Origin of the sequence: Mesorhizobium sp. LNHC209A00 (genome assembly GCF_000502915.1) — a bacterium.
In the GTDB taxonomy this organism is placed as follows: domain Bacteria; phylum Pseudomonadota; class Alphaproteobacteria; order Rhizobiales; family Rhizobiaceae; genus Mesorhizobium.
The window spans coordinates 1-21478 of record NZ_AYWT01000021.1; the positions used below are offsets into that span (position 1 = coordinate 1).

Below are 21478 nucleotides of genomic sequence, written 5' to 3' on the forward strand. Positions count from 1 at the left end.
CGAGCGGCAATGACTCTCAAACCGAGCGGCAGCAATCTGATTCAAATACCGACTCTATTTTTGAATTTGAACCTGCTTTGGAGAAAAGCGGGGCGACGGCCGAGCCCAGGACGAGAACCGCAGAGGCGCCGAAAACATACCCGCTGGGGATGGTGCTGAAGGCTTGCCCCGAAATTGCGGATTATGCTGTCGACGGGATCGGCAATTGGCGCGATCTCATGATAACCGCCGCCCAGGTGAGGGGATATCTAGGCGTTTCGCCGTCAGCGTATGAGGAGGCTTGCCATGTGATGGGCCAGGAGATCGCGGCGATCGTGATTGCCTGCNTTGCCTGCATTCTGCAAAGGGCACAGCACATCAACTCGGCCGGCGGCTATTTGCGGGTATTGACCGAAAAGGCAACGGCAGGGCAGTTCTCGGTCGGGCCGATGCTGATGGCGGCGCTCAAGGCGAACGGCGCCACGCCGAGGATGACGGGATGACGATCGCCTTGAGCGCAGCTTGTCCCTTTGCGCATAAAGCTCAAAGCGTTTCAACAATCCCATCAGGCACGCAAGGTTCAGTGCACCAAAAGAGCAAGTCTGGTGGCCTACGGCATGTCGTTGAAGTGTCACCTTTGCTGACCCATATGCGCATCGCGTCGGATGTTTCCTCCCATTCGTCTGGCGCGTTCCCCTCTGGAGGTTTTGACCTTCATACCTGGCCGGGCCTTTGGTCCGGCCTTTTTCTTGCGCGCGAGAAAAAGCTAACTGCGGCGACGAAGTCCGGCCTTGGTAGGTCGTCTCCCTTACCAAGATCGTCCAATATCGCGTTGTCACTTCACCGGCGAACTAAGAACACTGTCAGAGCTGTCAAGCCGACGGCCTATCTTCTCCAGCCTGGCAGGCGAAGACTTGGACATGGCCCTTTTCGCGGGCTTCCGTCTCTCCGGTCATTTGGGCTCCATGGGCGATCCACGTTTGGACGCTGTCTCGCCGACCAGTTTTTCAATTGCTTTATCGGAAAGGCGGGTCTGCATTGTCGTACGAATCCGCTTGACCGGTTCGTGCACCGGCAAAAGGTGCGAGATCCTCGGCATCCTCGAGGAGCCGACTGACTGCACAAAAGAGTGTTTCGCGAGCGAGCGGAAGTTTTGCCATAACTTCCAGGAGTTTTCTGCAGTCGAGGCGGGGCGGGAATTGTGGCGCGGCTATTGATACTCGAGGATGAGGCCGTTTTGGCACGCCATGTGAAAAGCTCGCTTGAACGCGCGGGACATGCCGTGGACGTCGTTGCGAGCATTGCCGCGGCTATTGATGCAGTTCAGGCAGCTGCTTACGACTTACTCATCCTCGACAGGCGAGTGCCTGATGGAGATGGGGTGCAAATTCTGGATCACCTACGCGAGAATAGATTGACCGTTCCAGTGATGTACCTGACGGCGCGCTCTGCCTTGGACGAGCGAGTAGCGGCACTCAATCGCGGGGCTGACGACTATTTGTGTAAGCCATTCGAGGCAGCTGAACTGGTTGCGCGTGTTGGCGTGCTCCTGCGCCGACCAAGAACCATGGCCCCCTCGACGATGGTGGCAGGCAACATAATCCTCGACAAGGCCAGACACGCTGCAACGGTCGCCGGTATGCCATTGGCGATTGCGCGCCGTGAGACCATGCTGTTGGAGCAACTGGTTTCGCGCTCAGGCCAAGTCGTCACGCGTGAGGCTTTGGATTCCAAGCTGTTCAGTTTCGCTGCCGGCATTTCGCCCAATGCCATCGAAGCCAGCGTCTACCGCCTGCGTGTCGCGCTCGCCAGTCTAGGGGCGGACCAGCAAATACATACTGTCCGTGGCATCGGGTATTGCCTTGCGCCTTAACGAGCGTCTGTTTGGTTCGCTTGGTATCCGGTTGAGTCTTCAGCTTTCTCTACTGTTCGTGCTTTTTGCGGCAGCGTGCGCAGCCCTGATCGTCTACCAGCTTTCCAATATCGACGAGACTGCCCGATCGCTGCGTTTGCAGCGGCAGGCCAGTGAAATTTCGCAGGCTTTGCACCTGACGAACACAGGAGGGCTCTCCGTCGAACTGCCGGCCGACCGCATAGATCCCTATCGGGACGAGGCAGCTGCAGTCTTCTATGCGCTTCGTGACGGGACCGGTAACTTGGTGATCACCTCATCCAAGGCCTTGCAGGACAGGTTCGGTGTTGAATTTCTACGCGACCTGACGGCAGGCGAGTCGGACACCGAGGCAAAGGATGGCTCCGACGACGCATTCTATTTCCTGGCGCAGCCTGTGGATATGCCAGGCCGGAAGACGATGCTTTTGATCGTCGGCCAACATGCTTCGCAAATCGATGCGCTGCTGCGGGACGTCGAATGGCGGCTGCTGACGGGCACGTTACTTGCGGCCGTCCCGATCTGCCTTATCGTGTTCGGCGCCAGCCTTGCGATCGTCCGCTTCGGCCTGGCGCCCGTGCGCAGGCTATCACAGGAGGCGGACAGGATCGGGCTTGGCGATCCGGCGGCGCGCCTCGCCGAGACTGAGCTGCCGGTCGAATTGCGCGGCCTCGCTGAATCGGCCAACGCCGCGGCGGGTCGCCTACAGCAGGCCATTACAAGCCAACGGCGCTTTACCGCCGACACTGCACATCAACTGCTCACGCCGCTCGCAATGCTTTCCGCGCGCATAGAGCAAAATCAGCTTCAGCACCGGGATCCGGCTGTCCATGGTGATATCCGCCGCATGCAGAACCTGATCCAGCAACTCTTGCAGCTGTCGCGCCTGGCCTCGGTGCCGGTGCCTCAGCAGACGCTGGATCTTAGAACGACAGCGAAAGAGGTTGTCGCCGCCATGGCGCCGCTCGCAATCGCCGAAGGTAAGAGCTTGTCCTACGAGGGACCGGACAAGCCCTGCATGACGAAAGGCGCTCCCGCCGTCATAGGCGAGGCACTCGCCAACCTGATACGCAACGCGCTGCGCCACACAGCTCGCGGAACCTGCGTAGAGATCATCGTGAGTTACCCTGCAACTATCAGCGTGGCTGATCATGGGGATGGAATTGCAGCGGTGCATCTCGATCGTTTGCTCGAGCCATTCTTCACCACCCAGGCGGACAAGGGCGGGTCGGGCCTTGGTCTGTCCATCGTCGACGAGATCATGCGCCAGCACGGTGGGCTCGTGCAGGCGGAAAATCGTTCTGCAGGTGGGGCATTGTTCCACCTTGAGTTCAAGGCGGCATAGGACTTAGTGGCACAGCTTGGCGGCCTGTTGATGAATGTGCGCCGCTTGTCGTCTGGTTCTTCGTACTGCGTGAAGCAGCATCACAACAGGTGGAGCACCCCATACAAATTGCGGGGCAAAACTCCATCGCAACGGTCGGGCCATCAAGAATTCAAAATCTCGCTGTCCCTGAAATGTCAAAAAAATCACCCTGGCTGGTAGTTCGTCAGGTTGTCGTCAGGTTGGCTGCGTAAGATGCCCATAACGTCTGCGCGTCTTAGATGATGACAATGGTTCATTCGACAAATTACAAGATATCATTTCTGAGTGTGGTCTGCGCTGGAATAGCGGTTTTCACTGCTTCGAAACCTGCTCTCGCAGGCGAGCTTACTATCACCGAACAATTGACATGTGGAACTCTCGGCGACTCAGAGCGACAGCAATGGGAAAATGACGCTGCCCTAGGCAAGACGGCGGCGCTAAACAATCTCGGGTTTATGTACGCGTTGGGTTGCGCGGTGAAGCCCGACGCTCAGCGCGCAAAGGGGTACTTTGAGCAGGCCGCCGACAAGGGCGACGCGCAAGCAGAGCACAATCTGGGATACCTCTATGACAAGGGCGGCATCGGCGTGGCTCAAAACAGCGCTCTCGCCTTTGCCTGGTATACTAAGGCGGCGGCCAAAGGATTTGCTCAATCGGAATTGAGCCTGGCCAAAATGTATCAGATCGGCCAAGGAGCACCAAAGGACCCAGTCCGGGCCGCCGAACTCCTCCGCCAGGCGGCGGACCAAGGGTTTGCCCCTGCCCAATTTCAGCTCGGCGCAGCCTATGAAGGCGGCGAAGGCGTTGGGCGAGATTATGCGCAAGCAATGATGTGGTATCAGAAAGCGGCAGCCCAGAACGATCCTACGGCGCTGGCGGCAATTGGCTATTTGTATGAGTATGCCCGGGGTGTCCCACAGGACTACACCGCTGCCATCGGCTGGTATCGGGCTGCTGCCGCGCTAGGCAGCCCTATTGGGGAAAATAATCTGGGTGGACTTTATGACACCGGGAGAGGCGTCGCACTCGATCCCGCACAGGCTGCCATTTGGTATGCAAAGGCCTCTGCGCAGGGACTGTCTGCGGCCAGTGCCAATCTCGGCGCCCTCTATGCGGCCGGCAAAGGAGTGCCGCAAGATTATCAACGCGCTATAGAGTTGTTTTCGATCGCGGCTCAACATGGCAATGCTAAAGGTGAATATAATCTTGGGGCAGCCTACTTAACCGGGAAAGGTGTTGAGAAAGATTATTCTGTCGCTCGTCGCTGGCTTGAACAATCAGCAGATCAAAATAATCCTAGGGCGCAATATGATCTTGCAGCTATATATATGAATGGTATCGGTGTTGAAAAAGATATTGAAAAATCTGTAGCATTGTTTGAGGAAAGCGCAAAAAACGGCGACTCAGACGCTCAATGCGTACTGGGTTCTATCTTTGAATTTGGTATTGGTGTAGCAAAAGATCGATTGACTGCCGTTATGTACTATAAGCAAGCTGCGGCAGCCGGCAATATGAAAGCGAAAGAGGCTCTAAAGCGCCTTTTTTGACGAAGTATTATTCGACGAAATTCTTTTCGTTCTCAGAGTCTGCATAAAGTGGAGGAAGCTATGGGTTACAAAAGTGGCGTTGGAACGTCAGTGAGTATTTCCGCAGGCGGCCTCACGGTTACTGCAGAAGAGGATTCTTTTCAAGATGGTACGGTAGAGGGTAGCATCGGGGTAAATGGCCATGGAATAAGTGTGTCCGGTGTGCCGGGGAGGGCGTTTTCTATAGGTATAAGCCCACAAGTCAAAACGTTGGATGACGCGGGAGTTGATGTAGATGTTTACCCAGATAACGCAACGGTCAATTTTGGAACTAAAGTAGAAAATGAGGTTGGGACAGTCGCGGTTACGCGTAAAACATTCGAAGTTATCGAATATACTCCAGATCCAGCTGTCGATCCTAATTACGAAACTTCCCATACATATGTGGCGCCGGACATCACCGGGCCGGAAGACCCGACGTTCGGTGTGCCCATAAATGCCAATAAGCTAGACGTTTTTATACCTGATGACGTTCCGATCAACCCTGATCCGTGGGAGAGTACGAACCCGCCAACTTCCCAAAGCCCGTGGTCGAACAACTATGCTCCAGAACATCCTGACCCGTTCGACGACAGGAACACAGCTGGCGATGCAAATACGCCAACTGGTCCTGACAACGGTGAAGATCATGGGCCTGGTTGGCAAAGTTATTCACCTGGCAGCACCGGCAGCCCTGATAACAATGCGGCAGCCGGCCCTGACAATGCGCAAGATCACGGGTTTGGATGGTCAAGTTACTCCCCCGATAATACCGTTGGCTCTGATAACAATGCGGCCGATGGCCCTGACAATGCGCAGGATCACGGGTTTGGGTGGTCCAATTACTCCCCCGATAATGCCGTCGGCCCTGACGATGGTATGACTGGCGGTCCCGACGCAACACAAAGCGATGACGGCACAGACAGTACCACTGGCAACGACACCGGGGACGCGAACGACGGGCCAGGCAGTGACGATGGTGAGGGGGTCGCACCCGTCTTGCTCGATCTCTCCGGCAAGGGGATCAAGGTCACGGAGCTGAACCGCTCGAATACATTCATGGATACGACAGGCTCCGGCCTGTCGTATAGAACCGCCTGGGCTGGGGCGGGGACGGCGGTGCTTTTCTTCGATCCGAATAACCTAAGCAAGATCGTCGACCGGAACCAGTATATCTTCACGCAGTGGGACCCGACTGCCAAGGACGATATGCAGGCGCTGCGGGATGTTTTCGATAGCAATGGCGACGGGGTGTTCAATGCTTTGGATGCCAAGTGGTCGCAGTTCAAGGTGATGGTCACGAATGCCGACGGAACCACGACGGTGGAGACGCTGGCGCAAGCCGGGATCACGTCGATCAACCTGACCGGTGATGCGACCAATATCCAATATGCGGACGGCTCGGCCATCACGGGCGAGACGACGTTTACGAAGAGCGACGGCACGACGGGCACGGTGGCCGCAACCAGTCTCGCCTATGATGCAAGTGGCCATGCGGTCAGCACCGCCACCAATACATCCACGGTGGGTGGCGTCACCACCACGGTGATCACCAATACCGGCATCAATGCCGATGGCTCTGTCGGCTTCGTGAACGTGCAGACGACGGTGGTAAATGGCAGCAGCGTGACCAGAACCACAACCTATGACGACAATGGCGATGGGGTCATCGACCGCAAGCAGGTGATCGCCACGACGGTTGATGGTTCGGGCAACACTACGGAACTGTGGACCAATTACAATAGCGGTGGCACCAGGCTCTCGGCGGTGCAGACGGTGACCTCGGCCGATGGCAAGACCATCACCATCTCAAGGGATGCAACAGGTGGCGGCTGGTTCAGCCAGGTGGAAGTGCAGGCCACTGCTGCGGACGGCTCGCGCACCGACACGATCACCAATCTGAGTGCCGATGGCAGCGAGGTCAACAAGAGCACGAGCACCTATTCGGTCAATGGCCTGACCAAGGCTGTGGCTACCGACATCGACGGCAATGGCACCACCGACCGGACTGTTACCCATAGCCTTGTGGTCAACGGCGATGCCTCGCGTAACGAGACCGTGGCCACCACTTCCAACAATGGATCGGACCTCGGCACAGTATGGACGGCCTTAAGTGCCGACGGCAAGACCCAGACGGTCTCGACCGACCATATGGGAAGCGGCACGGTGGACCGCCTGGTCAAGACCGTGATCACAACCAATGCCGATGGCACCTCGACGTCCACCCTTCAGAACTATGGTGGCAACGGCAGCTACATCGATGGCCAGACTGTCACCAAGAGCGCCGATGGCCTGTCCACCACCACAGTGCAAGACCTCAACGGCACGCATGGCGCGGACCGTACCACCACCGACACCATGACGCTCAATGCTGATGGCAGCCGCGACGAAGTGGTGGCTATCACTTCGCTCAATGGCAGCCTGATCAGCCAGATCACCACCCACCTGGGCGCCGACCAGATCAGCAAGACGGTCTCCGTCGATAGCATGGGAATTGGTCACGCCACGAGCACCGAGACGGTGAGCATCAACGGCACGACCGGAGCCAAGACCGAAACGACCTCCAATCTGGCCGCCAATGGCTCCCTGCTCAACCAAGGCGTGGTCACCACCTCGGCGGACGGCTTGTCCAGGACTACGACGACGGATGTGAATGGCGATGGCGTCATCGATACCAAGGTAACCGACGTCACCGTCAAGAATGCCGATGGAAGCGCCACGGAAACCATTGGAAACTACGCCAGCAACGGCGCGCTGCTGGATCAGGCCATCATCACCTGCAGCGCCGATGGCCTGACAGTGACCACGGCCACCGATGTCAATGGTGATGCGGTGGTCGATACCACGCTCAAGGACCAGAAGGTCAACAATGCCGATGGCTCGGTCACCGAGACGGTGACCACGACCAGCGCCAATGGCAGCCTGCTGCACCAGACGGTGGCGATGACCTCGGCCGACCGGCGCACGCAAACAATCACCGACTATGGCGTGCACACGGTGAACGGAACCAATACGGCCTATGTCGATAAGACCGAGTCCATCACCACGGCTTCCAGCGGGCCGGTGACCGACCTCACCAGTCGCTTTGCCATCAATGGCAGCCTGGTCAACCGGGCCGAGTCCGTGACTTCCGCCAATGGACTCACAACAACCACCAATATTGACACGACCGGCCATGGCAACGCCTGGGACAGCACGACAACTGCGACCACGACCTACAACATCGACGGTTCGACCCTGACCGATCAAATGGCTTCGGCGCCCAATGCCACGCTGCTCGATCGAGCTGATACATCTGTGAATGGTACTGGAACGTCGAACAACGCCACCCAGGATGTCAATGGCGATGGCATCAACGATCTCGATGCCAAGATGTCAGAAACCTATTCGACGGATGGCAGCCTGACCACCACCGTCGGCAAGTACAATGGGTCAGGATCGACACTGCTCGACCAAACCAAGACCACGGTCTCCGCGAATGGTCTGAGCAAAACTGTCAGCCATGACTTCAATGGCGATGGGGCCATCGACCAAACCTCGACCGACACTCTGCAGTACAATGCCAATGGCAGCACCACCGAGACTATCACGGACTACACCGGAACGAGTTCGGGCACGGTGCGCGATGTCAGCACCACCACGGCCAATGTCCTGGTGTCCGGCATCGGCCGGCAAACCACGACGACCTTGCAGTCCAACGGCTCGGTGCCGTTCTATTCCACCGACACGGTGACCCCTTTGGCCACTGGCGAGGTGGACGAGACCGTGCAGATTTATGCCTCGCAGGGTGGCGCCCTGCTGCGGCAGACCAAGCAAGCGGTAAGCGGCAACGATCTGACCACCACGCTCTATACCGACGTGAACGGGGATGGCACCTGGGACTTCTGGAATACCGACGCCAGGACCATCAATGCCGATGGCAGCGGCACGGATACGGCTTCACTGAGCAACGCCAGTGGCCTGGTCTCGGAGAAAGTCACGACCGTCTCCGGCAATGGCCTCTCAACCACGACGTCCTACGACCAGAATGGGGCGGTGAGCGGCGGTGCCGCGGTATTCAACAAGGTCGTCACGGATGTGACAGCCATCAATGCCGATGGCAGCGAGACTGAAACCGTTACCGCCAAGGCCCAGAACGGATCGACCGAGGCTCAGTCTGTTACCACCACCAGCACCGACCGGCTGACGGTGACGACCAACCGCTATCTCAATGAGACGGGAACGATCACCCATCTGGACCAGTCCGATGTCGACCAGACCAATGCCGATGGCTCACTCACCGAGATCTTGACCAGCTGGGGGACCACTGCCGTGCTTNTGCCGTGCTTCTCAGCACGATCGTGACGGCGACCAGCGCCAATGGCCTCGCCAGCACCAGGACCTACAAGAATGGGTCCGGTGTGGTCACCGATACGCAAAGCTCCACCAAGACACTCAACACGGATGGCAGCGCCACTACAGTCTTCAGCGACAGTGATGTGGTGGTTTCGGGCACGACCCTTGCCACATCCCGCACCACGAATGTGAGCGGCAACGGCCTCACGACAACCACGTCCCTGACGCTCAGCGGCCGCTTGAACTCGGCCATGGCGGCAAGCACCACCGCCTCGGAGACCAGCAGCACGGTGATTGCGGCCACCGGTATTGAAACCACGACCAATGCGGATACGGTAGGTGGCACGGCTGCCGACACCGAGACCATCACGGTCTCCNCGGCTCTTCCACCGAGACCGAGACCTACTACGACCAGAGCGCGCTGAGCACCATCCTGGCGCAGACTATAACCAATGTGAGCTGGGACGGGCGCACCACCACGACGACGACCAAAAACGCCTATGACGCGTCCGGACAGACCATCACCGCCGATGCTGCCGATCAGGGGGGAGGGGATTCTCCTCCGGCCACCTATACGCCCAGCTTTGCCACACCCTACGATCTCACAACGGATGTCTATGTTCGCAATGCCGATAGCACGACGACCGAGACCAGGAGCGGTACTGGTGCGTTCGGCGCTCCTGCTTACGAACAGACCTTCAACTGGTCGACAACGGCCGATGGCGGACAGCTGCTCGCAATCACCAACCAGGATGCGCGCGGCGTCACGGTCAGCCAGAATGCGCAGGAGGTCTCGGCCGCGGGCCTGACCACAGGCTTTGCCTTCGACACGACCGGGCTTGAATCCAAATCGACACTGACTTCGGCAGCCTCGGATATCAAATCCGGGTCCAGCCTGCCGGGCTCCATGCTGGCCACCGACATTGTCGGGTCGGTCGCCACCGTGCTCAATGCCGATGGCAGCCAGACCACGACGACAGAAAGCGCGTTCGGAAGCAGCTTCAGCAATCTGCGCCAGAAGATCGTCACGACGGTCAGCGCCAACGGGCTGGTCACGGTCAAGCAGGTCGATAATGATGGAAACGGCGTCGTCGAACAGGTTGACACCACAACCGTCAATCCGGATCGCTCCTCCACCACAGTTGACAACTACTACAGCAATACGACGGGGCCGAGCGGGGCCGTCACCGGCAGCAATACATATACCCGCAGCGCCAATGGCCTGATCACGACCCTGGTCGCCTCGACCGGCATTACCGATACAACGGTGGACTTTGCCGATGCCTATGGCAGCTATCAATGGTCGCGCAGTGTGACGGCGGGCAGTGTGGCCGCCAGCAATGGTTCGGCCTCCGGTTGGTCAACCCATAGCATTGACGCCAGCGGCATGGACACCTGGACGATCAATGATGGCTTGGGCGATGCTCAGAAAACCATCACCATCTCGGTAGGACTTGAAAATCAATATATCACCCAGGCGAACGAATTGTACCGCGTGATGATGGGTCACGCGATGGACGATTCCGAAACCCAATACCTGTCGGAATACATCACTAACGGCGTCTTCAACGAGGAGCAACTGGCCTATAAAATCTACCTCGACTCGCCAGAATATCATGCGAACTACGCTTTATGGCAAACTTATCAAGGCATAGCCGGATATATGAACAGTCCGATTCCATTCTATGAGAATGCTTTCGGGCGATTGCCAACGGCAGAAGAGATGACCAATACGGGGTATTATATCGCGCAAGAAAACTCTCAAGGCGTGCAAGGTATTTCTGATGATTGGGCACAAGCAGCCGTGCAGGTGGCCCAATATGCGGCGGAGTATGATTTCAACACCAGTCGCACCGCCACGGATCCCAATGTCAGCCTGCTCTTTGCCGGTGCGGGTACCAGTGCGACCTCACCAAACTGGATCAGTCCCGGTTCAAGCTCGATCCAGGTCGGAACCGCCGGCACTTATTCCTATTCGCATGACTTCATCGTCGACATGAACGCGACGTCTGGTAACGCAGTGGCGATGACGATCAATGGCAGCGACGATCTCGTCCAGATCCAGGGAGAGGGCGGCAGCGTCACCATGAACGGCTTCAACGATTCGGTTGAAGTGATGGGGTACACGGTAACAGTGACGGCCTCAAATGCCGATGTGCTACTTGATTACAACAGCGTCGCCACGGTGACCGGCAATTATGACCAGATCGCCCAGGCCGGGCCTTCGAAACTGACTCTAAATGCGGGCTCCACGAACGACGTCATCGCTATTGGTGCTGGACCGTCGGGCTTTGGCGACTATCCAAACAGCGATGCTTATTCGACCACCAGCGCCTCGAATGCTTCCATCATGCTCGCGGCCGGCGCCGCGGACGTGCTGACTGGTTCGGGCAACCAGATCTCTCTCGCCAATGGCGACACGTTGACGGCCTCGAGCAATACGATTTCCATTGCGGCCGGTGCCACGGTGACGCTCACCGGCAGCAGCGACACGATCAATGTCAGCAGCGGCTCGGTTATCAATTTCGGAGCCAGTTCAACCGACACTTTGTCGACCGCGGGCCTCACGCTCAATTTGACCAATGGCGATGTGATCACGGCGAGTTCGGAAACGATAGGCGTCGCCGCCTCAGCCACAGCGACGGTAACGGGATCCGGCAACACAATCACGCTTGCGAATGGCGCCAAGCTGACGGCTTCAAACGATGCAATTTCGGCTGCTGCCGCAGCCTCTGTCACCGTGACGGGCAATGGCGACACGATCACCGGCGGCAGTGGCACGGTGATCAACCTCGGCGCCAACTCGACCGACACGGTCGCGACAGCGGGACTGACCGTCAAGCTGGTGAGTGGCGATAGCCTGACGGCGTCGAGCGACACGGTAAGCGTTGCGGCAAGCGCCACTGTCACCGTTACCGGCAACAGCGACACGATCACCGGCGGCAGCGGCACGGTGATCAACCTCGGCGCCAACTCGACGGACACGGTGTCTACTACTGGTGTCACGGTGAAGCTGGTGAGTGGTGACAGCCTGACAGCGTCGTCCGACACCGTCAGTGTCGCCGCCGGCGCATCCGCGACGATTACCGGCAACAGCGACACCATCACTGGCGGCGCCGGTTCAATCATCAATTTCGGAGCCAGTTCGACCGACACCGTCTCGACGACAGGGCTCGCCCTCAATCTCACCAACAGCGATACGGTTACCGCGAGTTCCGAAACCGTGGGCATGGCGAACAGTTCGACCGACAAAGTCACCGGCAACTCGAACGTGTTCAATGTGGGCTCGGGTGACACGCTCACGCTGTCCGGCACATCCGAAACTGTTCAATATGGCACCGTGACAGGCGCGGATGCGCTGAGCGGTTTTGCCTCCAGTGACATCATCCAGCTCTCTCATCTCAACTTTGCCAACTGGACCGCATTGCAGGCTGCCATGACCCAATCGGGTTCCAACACGGTGATCACGCTGGATGCCAGTGACAAAATCACTTTGACAGGCGTCACCAAGACAAACCTGACATCGGGCGAGTTCCGTTTCGCATAGATCGCGGACGGATGCGGTTTGGGGCGTCCATGAGAGTTGGTTTGGTGAGGGAACAGAACCGTTCTGCCCCTGCAGAATATCGCGCATGGGAAGACACACCCGGCGCGGGCCGTTCCTCATTTCAGTTTGATCTGCTCAGGCGAGTTTGATTCTATGAAGCATGCTGAAGCGCCGGAACCTGGTTCGGCTTTCGATGTCGGCCTGGCCAATCTGTGCCTGATCGCAGGCTATTATCGCGTTCCTGCCGATCAGGCCCAGCTTCGCCACCAATTGGCGCTATCGATTCCCTCGGAACCCGAGGATCTGATCCGCGGCGCCAAGCTGCTGGGCTTGAAAGCCCGTATTGTGAAACTGCCCAAGCCCGAGCGCCTCGGAGCCATTCCGTTGCCCGCCGTGCTGTTCCTCAGGGACGGAGGCAGCGCGATATTGGCGGCTGCTTCGGAAAAAGGAAAAGTGCGGCTGGTCGATCCCTTGCTCCGTTCGGCCCATGAGGCGGAGCTCGAAGAGGCATTTGAGCTTTGCTCAGGTGAAGCGCTTCTAGTCACACGCAGACTGGGAGGTGCTGGCACTGATCCGGACCGTTTCGGCTTCTTCTGGTTTTTGCCTTCGCTGTGGCGCTACCGCAAAGCTCTGGCGCAGGTCTTCACCGCCTCGCTCTTCATCCAGATCTTCGCGCTGATCACGCCGCTATTCTTCCAACTCGTTGTGGACAAGGTGCTGGTCCACAAGGGCGTCTCCACCTTGACGATGCTGGTGGTGGGCCTGCTCACTTTGGGCTTATTTGAATCGATCCTGCAATTCCTTCGAAGCTATACACTCAACCATACGACCAACCGCATCGACGTCGAGCTGGGGCGACGGCTCTTTCACCATCTATTCCGCCTGCCGGTCGGCTATTTCGAAACAAGACCAACCGGTCAAACGGTGGCGCGCATGCGTGAACTGGAGACCATCCGCAGCTTTCTGACCGGACAGGGGCTGACGGCGGTACTGGATTTTTTGTTCACCCTCGTCTTCATCGCCGTGCTCTTTATCTATTCCAGCACTTTGACCTTCGTCATTCTCACTTCTGTCCCGGTCTACCTGCTCATTGCCCTGCTGCTGCGACCGATTCTGCGGCGTCAGATCGACGAGAAGTTCAATAAGGGGGCAAGATCCCAGCAGTTCCTGGTCGAATCGATCGTTGGAGCACAAACGCTGAAATCGGCCAGCGTGGAACCGATGATGCAGGCGCAATGGGAGGAGCGCCTTGCCTCTTATGTCAGCACGTCGTTTGACGCGACGGTGACGGGCTCTCTCGGCCAGGGGCTTATCCAATATGTGAGCAAGGCGGTTAATGCGCTGATCCTGTTCCTTGGCGCAAGCGAAGTAATGTCCGGCAACATGTCGGTGGGCGAGCTCATTGCCTTCAACATGATCGCCGGTCAGGTGGTTCAACCCGTGCTGCGGCTTTCGCAATTGTGGCAGGACTTTCAACAGGTCCAGGTCTCGGTGGCAAGATTGGGAGACATTCTCAATGCTCCACCCGAGCCCAGCCCGCAGAGCGTGCTGACGCTCCCGCCTATTCGCGGCCACATCGAGTTCCGCAATGTCACCATGCGCTACCGTCCCGATGCGCCGGACGTTCTGCGTAGTATCACACTTGGCATTGCAGCCGGCGAAGTCATCGGCGTTGTCGGGCTTTCGGGCTCCGGCAAATCGACACTGTCCAAGATGGTCCAGCGGCTCTATAGCCCGGTTGGTGGACAGATCCTGCTTGACGGTGTGGATATCGCTCAGCTCGATCCAGGCTGGCTGCGTCGGCAGATCGGCGTGGTATTGCAAGAGAATATCCTCTTCAATCGCACCATCCACGAGAACATTGCGCTCAGCGATCCCGCGATGCCACGGGCTCAGGTGATGCAGGCGGCGCGTCTTGCGGGCTCGGACGAGTTCATCGCCGAACTGCCGCAGGGCTATGACACAATGATCGAGGAGAGAGGCGCCAATCTCTCCGGAGGGCAGAGGCAACGCATTGCCATCGCTCGGGCCCTTTCAACCAATCCCAGGATCCTGATCTTGGATGAGGCCACGTCGGCTCTCGATTACGAAAGCGAGCGCATCATCCAGGATAATATGCAGGCGATCGCGCAAGGGAGGACGGTGCTCATCATCGCCCATCGCCTGGCGGCCTTGCGCCCCTGCAACCGGATTGTCGGCATGGCCAAGGGCGAGATCACAGAGAGCGGCACGCATAGCCAACTCTTGAACAATCCGAACGGGCTTTATGCGGGGCTCTGGGCGCTGCAAATGGAGCAGGCAAGACCAGCATGAAGCAGCCTCCGGGATCTTTGGGCAAGGGAAGCACCGGTCAAGCACATCAATCAGGCCAGATCAGGGGCCGTGACCTGCAGTTCCTGCCGGCCGCTTTGGAAATTCTGGAGACACCGACGCCTCCAGTGGCAACCGTCTTCATGATGACCATTTGCGCCTTTGCCGCAGCAGCCATTCTCTGGTCTTTCATCGGCCATCTCGATGTTGATGCCGTGGCCCCGGGCAAGATTGAAGCTTTGGGACATGCCAAGGTCATTGAAGCCATCGATCCGGGCAAGCTAGCTTCCATCCATGTGGAACCTGGATTGAATGTTCATGCCGGCGATCTTCTCGTCGAATTCGACTCCGCCGAGAGCCGGGCCGAGGTCGACGCGGCCCAAAGCGAACTCTCTGCAGCCCAAGCTGAGATAGCCCGGAGGCACTTCGCCATCGAACAAATTCAGGGATTGGCGGTGAAGTTGCAGGATGATCCGGGCCAAACGGCGCCCGCCGCGCCTTTGGTTCCAATCATTCATACTTCGGCAGATGTGGGATGGACGGCCTCTATTCCATCGGAGACCCGTCAACGTGAGCAGGCGGTACTTCAAGCCGATTTTGCGGTTTTGGCCTCGACATTGGAGAGTCTCGACAAGCAGTCAATGGGCGGACAAGCCAACCTGGCGCGCCTGCATATGAGCATCGCCCATGAGAATGATCTGATTGAAACCCTTTCCCAGGCCGCTGCAATGCGCCAAGAATCCGTGGTTAGGGAGCTTGATAGCAAGATCAACCTTTACGATGCCCAAGCTGAGCTGGAGAAATCTCAATCACAACTCGCTTCTGACACAGGACAGCTAGCCGAGGCACAGGCGACGCTTGACGAGACTTTCAGCGACAAGCGCAAGGCGGTGGAACAATTCCTAGCCGACTATGCTGGCAAGCTGGCTGACGCTGAGAAGCACGGCGATGACGAAGCCCAAGTGGTCAACAAGGCCAAAGCGCAATTGGCGCACACAAAGCTTAGTGCGCCGGTTGACGGGATCGTTCAAGATCTCGCTGCCACCACGCTCGGCCAAGTCTTCACCACCGGCCAGCAGATCATGACCATAGCCCCCGCGAAACCAAGCCTTCAGGTGGAGGCCTTGGTTCCCAACACCGACATCGGATTTCTAAAACTTGGCCAATCCGCTGTCATCAAGGTGGATGCCTTCCCCTTCACCCGCTTCGGCACCGTGCGCGGCCATATCGTCCGGATCGCGGCGGGGGCCATTGAAGAACAGGAGGCTAAGCGGCAGTTGGCGGATGCGGTCGCAGCCGCCAACGAGGCTACCGCCTCCGCCGGCGCGTCGCCGGGAGCGGCCCCAAACTTTGTGTTTCCGATCACCATTGCACTGGATCAGAACAGCATCCCCGTCGATGGCGCCGACATCCCGCTCGCTTCCGGCATGAGCGTGGTTGCCGAAATTCGCACCGGCGATCGCCGTATCATCGACTACCTGGTTTCGCCTTTGGCTAAAATTTCCAGCGAGGCGTTCAAGGAGAGATGATGTGGCAGCAGCGGCAGCACGCGTCCCCAACATTCGAAAATGCCAAGCGCGAGGTCCAGTTACCCACAAGGGCGAGCCCGCGAAATCCTGAGCATGTCCTCCAACACCAGCCAGAAAGCATCTATTCCCATGAGATCTAACACGTATGCTGTCCTCCTTTTTTCTAGCCTTCTAAGTTTGGGCATTTTACGGCCTGCGAACGCGGACCCGTGTCCGTGGCGACTGCGCTTCTATTTCGGACAAGACGGTACCGGCAGCGCAATGGCACATAGCGGCCAAAAATGCGCATTCCCCGTCTACGCCCATGGCACCAGTAGCAACTCAAGTCTGAAAATCATTTCCGCTCCTCAACACGGCGTTGCTGCCGCCACCAGCCGATCAGGCTTCACTTATCAGTCCCAAAGCGGTTACAAAGGTACCGACACCTTTGTTTTCGCCGCTACGGGAAAAAGCGCACAGCGCTCGGGTACCTCGAAAATTACCATGAACATCAAAGTTGACTGAGAAATGGCCCGGCTTCGGTACTTGACTGCGCCGTGGTCAAAGCCCGGCATAGCGGATGGAGCGGGACCATATCTTGATTGTCCGGGAGCCAGGTCCGCAGGTCGATTTTTCCTGCTGGGCTGCGGCTTAAGGATGCGACTAATATGACTTGGACTTCAGTCGCTGCGTAGGATGTTCGCTTCCAACGCCGCTGCAACGAAGGCCCGTCTTGCAACCGGCGTCCGAGCTTCACCGCGCAGAACCTGAAGACATGCATCCATAGCCAGTTTTCGCTTCTCCGTCTGATGAGGGAAACTCCGCAGCAGGATCGTCGCTGCGTCGTTCACATCGAATACAATGCGCTCACGGTCATGCCGGCCAACTTGCACCACTACGGGCCGGACGAACCTGCTCGACATCCAATTCACTCTTAATCCCGACCTCGATAAAGTATTCGCGTATCATGACGTGGGGTCAATTTATACATTTCTGGCTAGGGCCAGAACAGAACTGGCAATTGCCCAATCTCAAGACAAGTTCCGGACGGTCTCGTTGCCCAAGAAAGCACCGCGGAATTCTGTCGCGGCCGGAAGGTGAACGGCGCTTGGTCTCAGGCTCGGGCTTTCCCGAAGCCCGAGCCCTCCTTCCTGGGTGCCAGCCCTGAAGCGGCTGCAATGGCGGCCTGATAGGGCGCGCTGGTGCAGGAGAGGAAGAGGGGGGGCGGGTTGCGGTGGCGGGTAAAGGTCCGGGAGAGAGTCTCCCGGCGCCCGCCAAGGAGCAACACCCATGACCCAGATGGAAATTCTTGCGCCCAAGCGCAACGAGCGTGCCGGTTACAAGGTCGACGTCAGCCGCGGCCAGCGTATTAGCCGCGTGTCGTCAGAATGGTTCAACCGGCCAGCGGATGAGCGATACCTGTCGCTCAACGACCTTGGAAATGCGGTGAAGAGCCGGTCGGAGCGCAGCAAGACCCGCATCGTCGAAAGTGAGCTGATCCGCGTCGAGGCCAGCCGCGACGACCCGGAGCGCCTGAGGCTAATGCTGCCTGATGCGCCTGCCCCTGTTGCCCCCACGCATTGGAGTTTTGGCCAACTCGCCAGTTTGGTCGGCGCACCGGCCACCTATCTGCGGCAGCTTCCAGCTCCGCTCGCGGCGATAAACCTTCAGCACGGTCTCCTTAAGCACCGCGCCGAACAAGTGAAGACACTGGAAATAGAGAACGGGCGCCTCGAGTTGCGGGCGGTGACGGGCCCGGATTACGGCAGAATATTTGACTCAGAACTGGTGGACGCCGTTCAAAAGATCGCCGGCAACGGTACCGGCGACACGCGTTGGAAGGTGCCCGGAGTGCTCGACTGGTCAACGGGAATCTACAATCCGCACGTCGACATCTCCAGCGACACCACAACGCTCTACGCGTCTGATCGCGATATCTTTGTGTTCCTCGTAGACGATCTGAACCCGATCGAGGCCGGGCGGCTGCCAAATGGGGAACCGGATCTCTATTTCCGCGGCTTCTACTGCTGGAATTCCGAAGTCGGAGCCCGCACCCTCGGGATCGCCAGCTTTTATCTGCGCGCAGTGTGTCAGAATCGAAATCTGTGGGGCGTGGAAGATTTCGAGGAAATCACCATCCGCCATTCGAAATACGCGGCCTCCCGTTTCACCCTGGAAGCCGAGCCGGCGCTGATCCAGTTTGCCGATTCCTCGCCCATGCCATTCGTCAACGGCATCAAGACGGCGCGGCAGCGAATCATTGCCAGAGACGACGAAGATCGCCAGAGCTTCCTGCGCAAGCGGGGCTTCTCCAAGTCCGAGACCACGAAGATCATCGATACTGTTCTCATGGAGGAAGGCAGACCACCGGAATCGATTTTTGATTTCGTGCAGGGCATCACGCGGGTCGCGCGCGACAAGCCGCATCAGGATGTCCGCCTGGACATGGAGGGCAAGGCCAAGAAGCTTCTCGATTTTGCCAACTGATTCCGCAGGGCCGGCGGCGAAAACTCTCGCCGCCGGCCTCGCCTCCGAGCCATCCCCATTAGTTCCAGCGCGGTCCTTCTTAGCAAGAGGACGGCGCTTTTTTCGTGGATAGCCCGGTGACGCACATGCTGAAGGCCCCCGGGCGGCGCGGTCGCGTCGAGATCCGCGAGCCGAGCGGGGTCGGCGCGAGGCCTGGAGGCAGAGGGGGGAGGGGAGGGTTCTGACGGGCTTGGAGGCTCGGGGAGAGGCCCCGGGCCGCCCGTCATGGAGAACCTGACCATGGCAAAGGCCATTCAGAAGATCGCAATGAACGCCGCCGAGAACATCCCCTACGACAGATTGATGCTATCGCAGAAGAATGTCAGGCGCATCAAGGACGGCGTTTCCGTCGAGCAGCTTGCCGAAGACATCGGCCGGCGCAAGCTGATCCAGAGCCTGAACGTCCGTCCCGTGCTCGACGGTGAAGGCGAGGAGACCGGCACATTTGAAGTGCCCGCCGGCGGCCGGCGTTATCTCGCGCTCGGCATCCTCATCAAGCAGAAGCGCCTGGCGAAGAACGAGCCGATCCCCTGCATCGTCAACCGCAGGCAGGAGACCTCGGCAGAGGAAGACTCGCTCGCCGAGAATCTGCGCCGCGCCGACCTGCATCCGCTCGACCAGTTCCGGGCCTTCAAGACGCTCAGCGACCAGGGCCTCGATCCTGAAGAGATCGGCGCCCGCTTCTTCGTATCGCCGGCGACGGTGAGGCAACGGCTGCGGCTGGCAACGGTATCGCCCAAACTTCTCGGTCTCTACGAGAAGGACGAAATCCGGCTTGAGCAGATCATGGCCTTCTCGATCTCGGACGACCACGCACGCCAGGAGCAGGTCTGGGAACGGATCTCCGGCTCGCACACGCAGGAACCTTACTACATCAGGCGCCTGCTGACGGAGACCACGGTCCGGGCCGACGATCGTCGGGCCGTCTATGTCGGTGCCGAGGCTTATGAGGCAGCTGGCGGCGTCATCCTCCGCGACCTGTTCGAGCAGGATTCCGGCGGCTGGTTCCAGGATGCGGCACTTCTCGAGCAGCTTGTCTTCGACAGGCTGAAGGTGGACGCCGAGGCGGTCCGCGCCGAAGGCTGGAAATGGGTCGAGGCGGCGATCAGCTTTCCCTACGGACATACCTCCGGCATGCGCCGCATTTATGCCGAGGCGCAGGAGCTCAGCGCCGAGGAGATTGCACGCTACGATGCGCTGAAGGCGGAATACGACAAGCTCGATGCGGACTATGCCGCGGCCGAGGATGCCGACGAGGCAATCGAGGCGAAGCTCGATCGACTGGGCGCCGAGCTCGACGCGATCGACGATCGTCCTCAAAGCTACGACCCCGCCCAGAAGGGCATTGCCGGTGTGTTCGTGACGCTCGCCGCGAACGGCAAGCTCCAGGTCGAGGCCGGTTTCGTGCGGTCCGAGGACGAACCGCGGACCGAGACCGGCGATGGCGATGAGCGCGATGAAGGGGACGCCGAGGGCGAAACCCGGTCTAACGGGGACGCCGAGGGCGATGGCGTTGTCGTCAATGGCAAGCCGGTGAATGATAGTTCCGGCGACGACGGCGAGGAGGATGGCATCAAGCCGCTGCCCGATCGGCTCGTCTTCGACCTGACCGCGCAGCGGACGCTTGCGCTGCGCAATGCGCTCGCGGGTGAAGTCGACATCGCCTTCGTTGCGGCACTCCATGCTTTCGTCCTGCAGGTCTTCTATCGCTTCGCGCCGGACACCTGCCTCGAGATCAGCTTGAAGAGCGGCAGCTTCAGCCAGGTCGACGGGCTTGCCGAGACGTCCTGGGCCAAGGAGATCGCCGACCGGCACGAAGCCTGGGATCGAGATCTTCCCGAAGGGGCGGAAAGCCTGTGGGACTTCCTTCTTGGGCTCGACGAAGCGAGCCGCAAGGCGCTGTTCGCGCACTGCGTCTCGTTGGCCCTCAACGCGGTGGTTGAACCATGGAACAGGCGGCACCGGGCACTCGAGCATGCAGACGTGCTCGGCCGTGCGCTCCAGTTCAATATGGTCGATGCAGGCTGGACGCCCACGGTCGAGTTCCTCGGCCGCCTCACCAAGGCGCGGATCCTGCAGGCTGTCCGTGAAGCCCGTGACGCGGACTCCGCGCAGCTGATCGACAACATGAAGAAGGACATCATGGCCCGTGAGGCGGCCCGCCTTCTCGAGGGATCGAACTGGCTGCCCGAGCCGCTGCGCCTCGAGGTCGACGACGCGGCTGCCGTTGCTGGCGGCGCCATCGCCGGCGACGCGTCGGGGGAGGCGCCGCTCGATGGCGATGCGGCCGAGCTGCCGGCCTTCCTCGCCGACGTTGCGGATCCGTCCGCCGATGAGCCGGCGACCCTCGCCGGCGACGAGACAGACCACCTCCAGGCCGCCGAATAGTCGGCCTCCCGCTCGCCCAGGCCCGGCACCTTCGCCGGGCCTGTTACATTTCATGGAGATCGA

The 21478-nt window shown here is 59.1% G+C and carries 12 protein-coding genes; 10 read left to right on the top strand and 2 right to left on the bottom strand.

Annotated elements, in window-relative coordinates:
* From repC to X739_RS139300, 5 genes are all read left to right on the top strand, one after another.
* A partial coding sequence (gene repC, locus X739_RS0135720; protein WP_031252481.1) for a plasmid replication protein RepC occupies positions 1–482 on the top strand: 482 nt, incomplete at its 5' end.
* 417 nt (positions 483–899) lie between these two features.
* A complete protein-coding gene (locus X739_RS139315; protein ID WP_023796082.1) occupies positions 900–1196 on the top strand; it encodes a hypothetical protein in 297 nt (98 codons plus the stop codon).
* Entirely contained in the window at positions 1193–1852 is a 660-nt protein-coding gene (locus tag X739_RS139310) for a response regulator transcription factor (protein WP_156939995.1), read from the top strand. The genes X739_RS139315 and X739_RS139310 overlap by 4 nt, the downstream gene beginning before the upstream one ends.
* A complete protein-coding gene (locus X739_RS139305; RefSeq protein ID WP_156939997.1) occupies positions 1842–3215 on the top strand; it encodes an ATP-binding protein in 1374 nt (457 codons plus the stop codon). The genes X739_RS139310 and X739_RS139305 overlap by 11 nt, the downstream gene beginning before the upstream one ends.
* A 269-nt stretch (positions 3216–3484) precedes the next feature.
* Positions 3485–4783, top strand: coding sequence for an SEL1-like repeat protein (locus X739_RS139300; RefSeq protein ID WP_198026176.1), 1299 nt, complete (start codon positions 3485–3487; stop codon positions 4781–4783).
* Positions 4784–9182: 4399 nt separating this feature from the next.
* Here the strand turns inward: X739_RS139300 and X739_RS139285 are convergent.
* Positions 9183–9440: a hypothetical protein gene (locus X739_RS139285; RefSeq protein ID WP_031252485.1), complete on the bottom strand. Its 258-nt coding sequence runs from the start codon at positions 9438–9440 to the stop codon at positions 9183–9185.
* A gap of 150 nt (positions 9441–9590) precedes the next feature.
* Between X739_RS139285 and X739_RS139280 the strand changes: the two genes are divergently transcribed.
* The 3 genes from X739_RS139280 (at position 9591) to X739_RS139270 (ending at position 16522) form a co-directional block, all read left to right on the top strand.
* Positions 9591–12683 carry a hypothetical protein gene (locus X739_RS139280; protein WP_023796089.1) on the top strand — a complete coding sequence of 1031 codons (3093 nt, stop codon included), beginning with the start codon at positions 9591–9593 and terminating at the stop codon, positions 12681–12683.
* A 153-nt stretch (positions 12684–12836) separates the two neighbouring features.
* Positions 12837–14996 (top strand): type I secretion system permease/ATPase, encoded by a 2160-nt coding sequence (locus X739_RS139275; protein ID WP_023796090.1) that lies wholly within the window; start codon positions 12837–12839, stop codon positions 14994–14996.
* A complete protein-coding gene (locus tag X739_RS139270; protein WP_023796091.1) occupies positions 14993–16522 on the top strand; it encodes an HlyD family type I secretion periplasmic adaptor subunit in 1530 nt (509 codons plus the stop codon). Before X739_RS139275 ends, X739_RS139270 begins: the two co-directional genes overlap by 4 nt.
* A gap of 659 nt (positions 16523–17181) precedes the next feature.
* On the opposite strand, the gene X739_RS139265 is transcribed toward X739_RS139270, so the two are convergent.
* Entirely contained in the window at positions 17182–17424 is a 243-nt protein-coding gene (locus X739_RS139265; RefSeq protein WP_023796093.1) for a DUF982 domain-containing protein, read from the bottom strand.
* A 367-nt stretch (positions 17425–17791) separates the two neighbouring features.
* On the opposite strand from X739_RS139265, the gene X739_RS139260 reads away from it, so the two are divergent.
* Both X739_RS139260 and X739_RS139255 read left to right on the top strand, forming a co-directional pair.
* Positions 17792–18988, top strand: coding sequence for a hypothetical protein (locus tag X739_RS139260; RefSeq protein ID WP_023796094.1), 1197 nt, complete (start codon positions 17792–17794; stop codon positions 18986–18988).
* Positions 18989–19267: 279 nt separating this feature from the next.
* Positions 19268–21415, top strand: coding sequence for a ParB/RepB/Spo0J family partition protein (locus X739_RS139255; RefSeq protein ID WP_031252487.1), 2148 nt, complete (start codon positions 19268–19270; stop codon positions 21413–21415).
* The last annotated feature ends 63 nt before the right edge of the window (positions 21416–21478 follow it).

What these genes read in the sequence shown, in the direction of transcription:
- X739_RS139270 (WP_023796091.1), top strand. Translation starts at nt 14,993, where the DNA reads ATGAAGCAGCCTCCGGGATCTTTGGGCAAGGGAAGCACCGGTCAAGCA.
- X739_RS139260 (WP_023796094.1), top strand. Translation starts at nt 17,792, where the DNA reads ATGACCCAGATGGAAATTCTTGCGCCCAAGCGCAACGAGCGTGCCGGT.
- X739_RS139315 (WP_023796082.1), top strand. Translation starts at nt 900, where the DNA reads ATGGCCCTTTTCGCGGGCTTCCGTCTCTCCGGTCATTTGGGCTCCATG.
- X739_RS139275 (WP_023796090.1), top strand. Translation starts at nt 12,837, where the DNA reads ATGAAGCATGCTGAAGCGCCGGAACCTGGTTCGGCTTTCGATGTCGGC.
- X739_RS139265 (WP_023796093.1), bottom strand. Translation starts at nt 17,424, where the DNA reads ATGTCGAGCAGGTTCGTCCGGCCCGTAGTGGTGCAAGTTGGCCGGCAT.
- X739_RS139255 (WP_031252487.1), top strand. Translation starts at nt 19,268, where the DNA reads ATGGCAAAGGCCATTCAGAAGATCGCAATGAACGCCGCCGAGAACATC.
- X739_RS139300 (WP_198026176.1), top strand. Translation starts at nt 3,485, where the DNA reads ATGGTTCATTCGACAAATTACAAGATATCATTTCTGAGTGTGGTCTGC.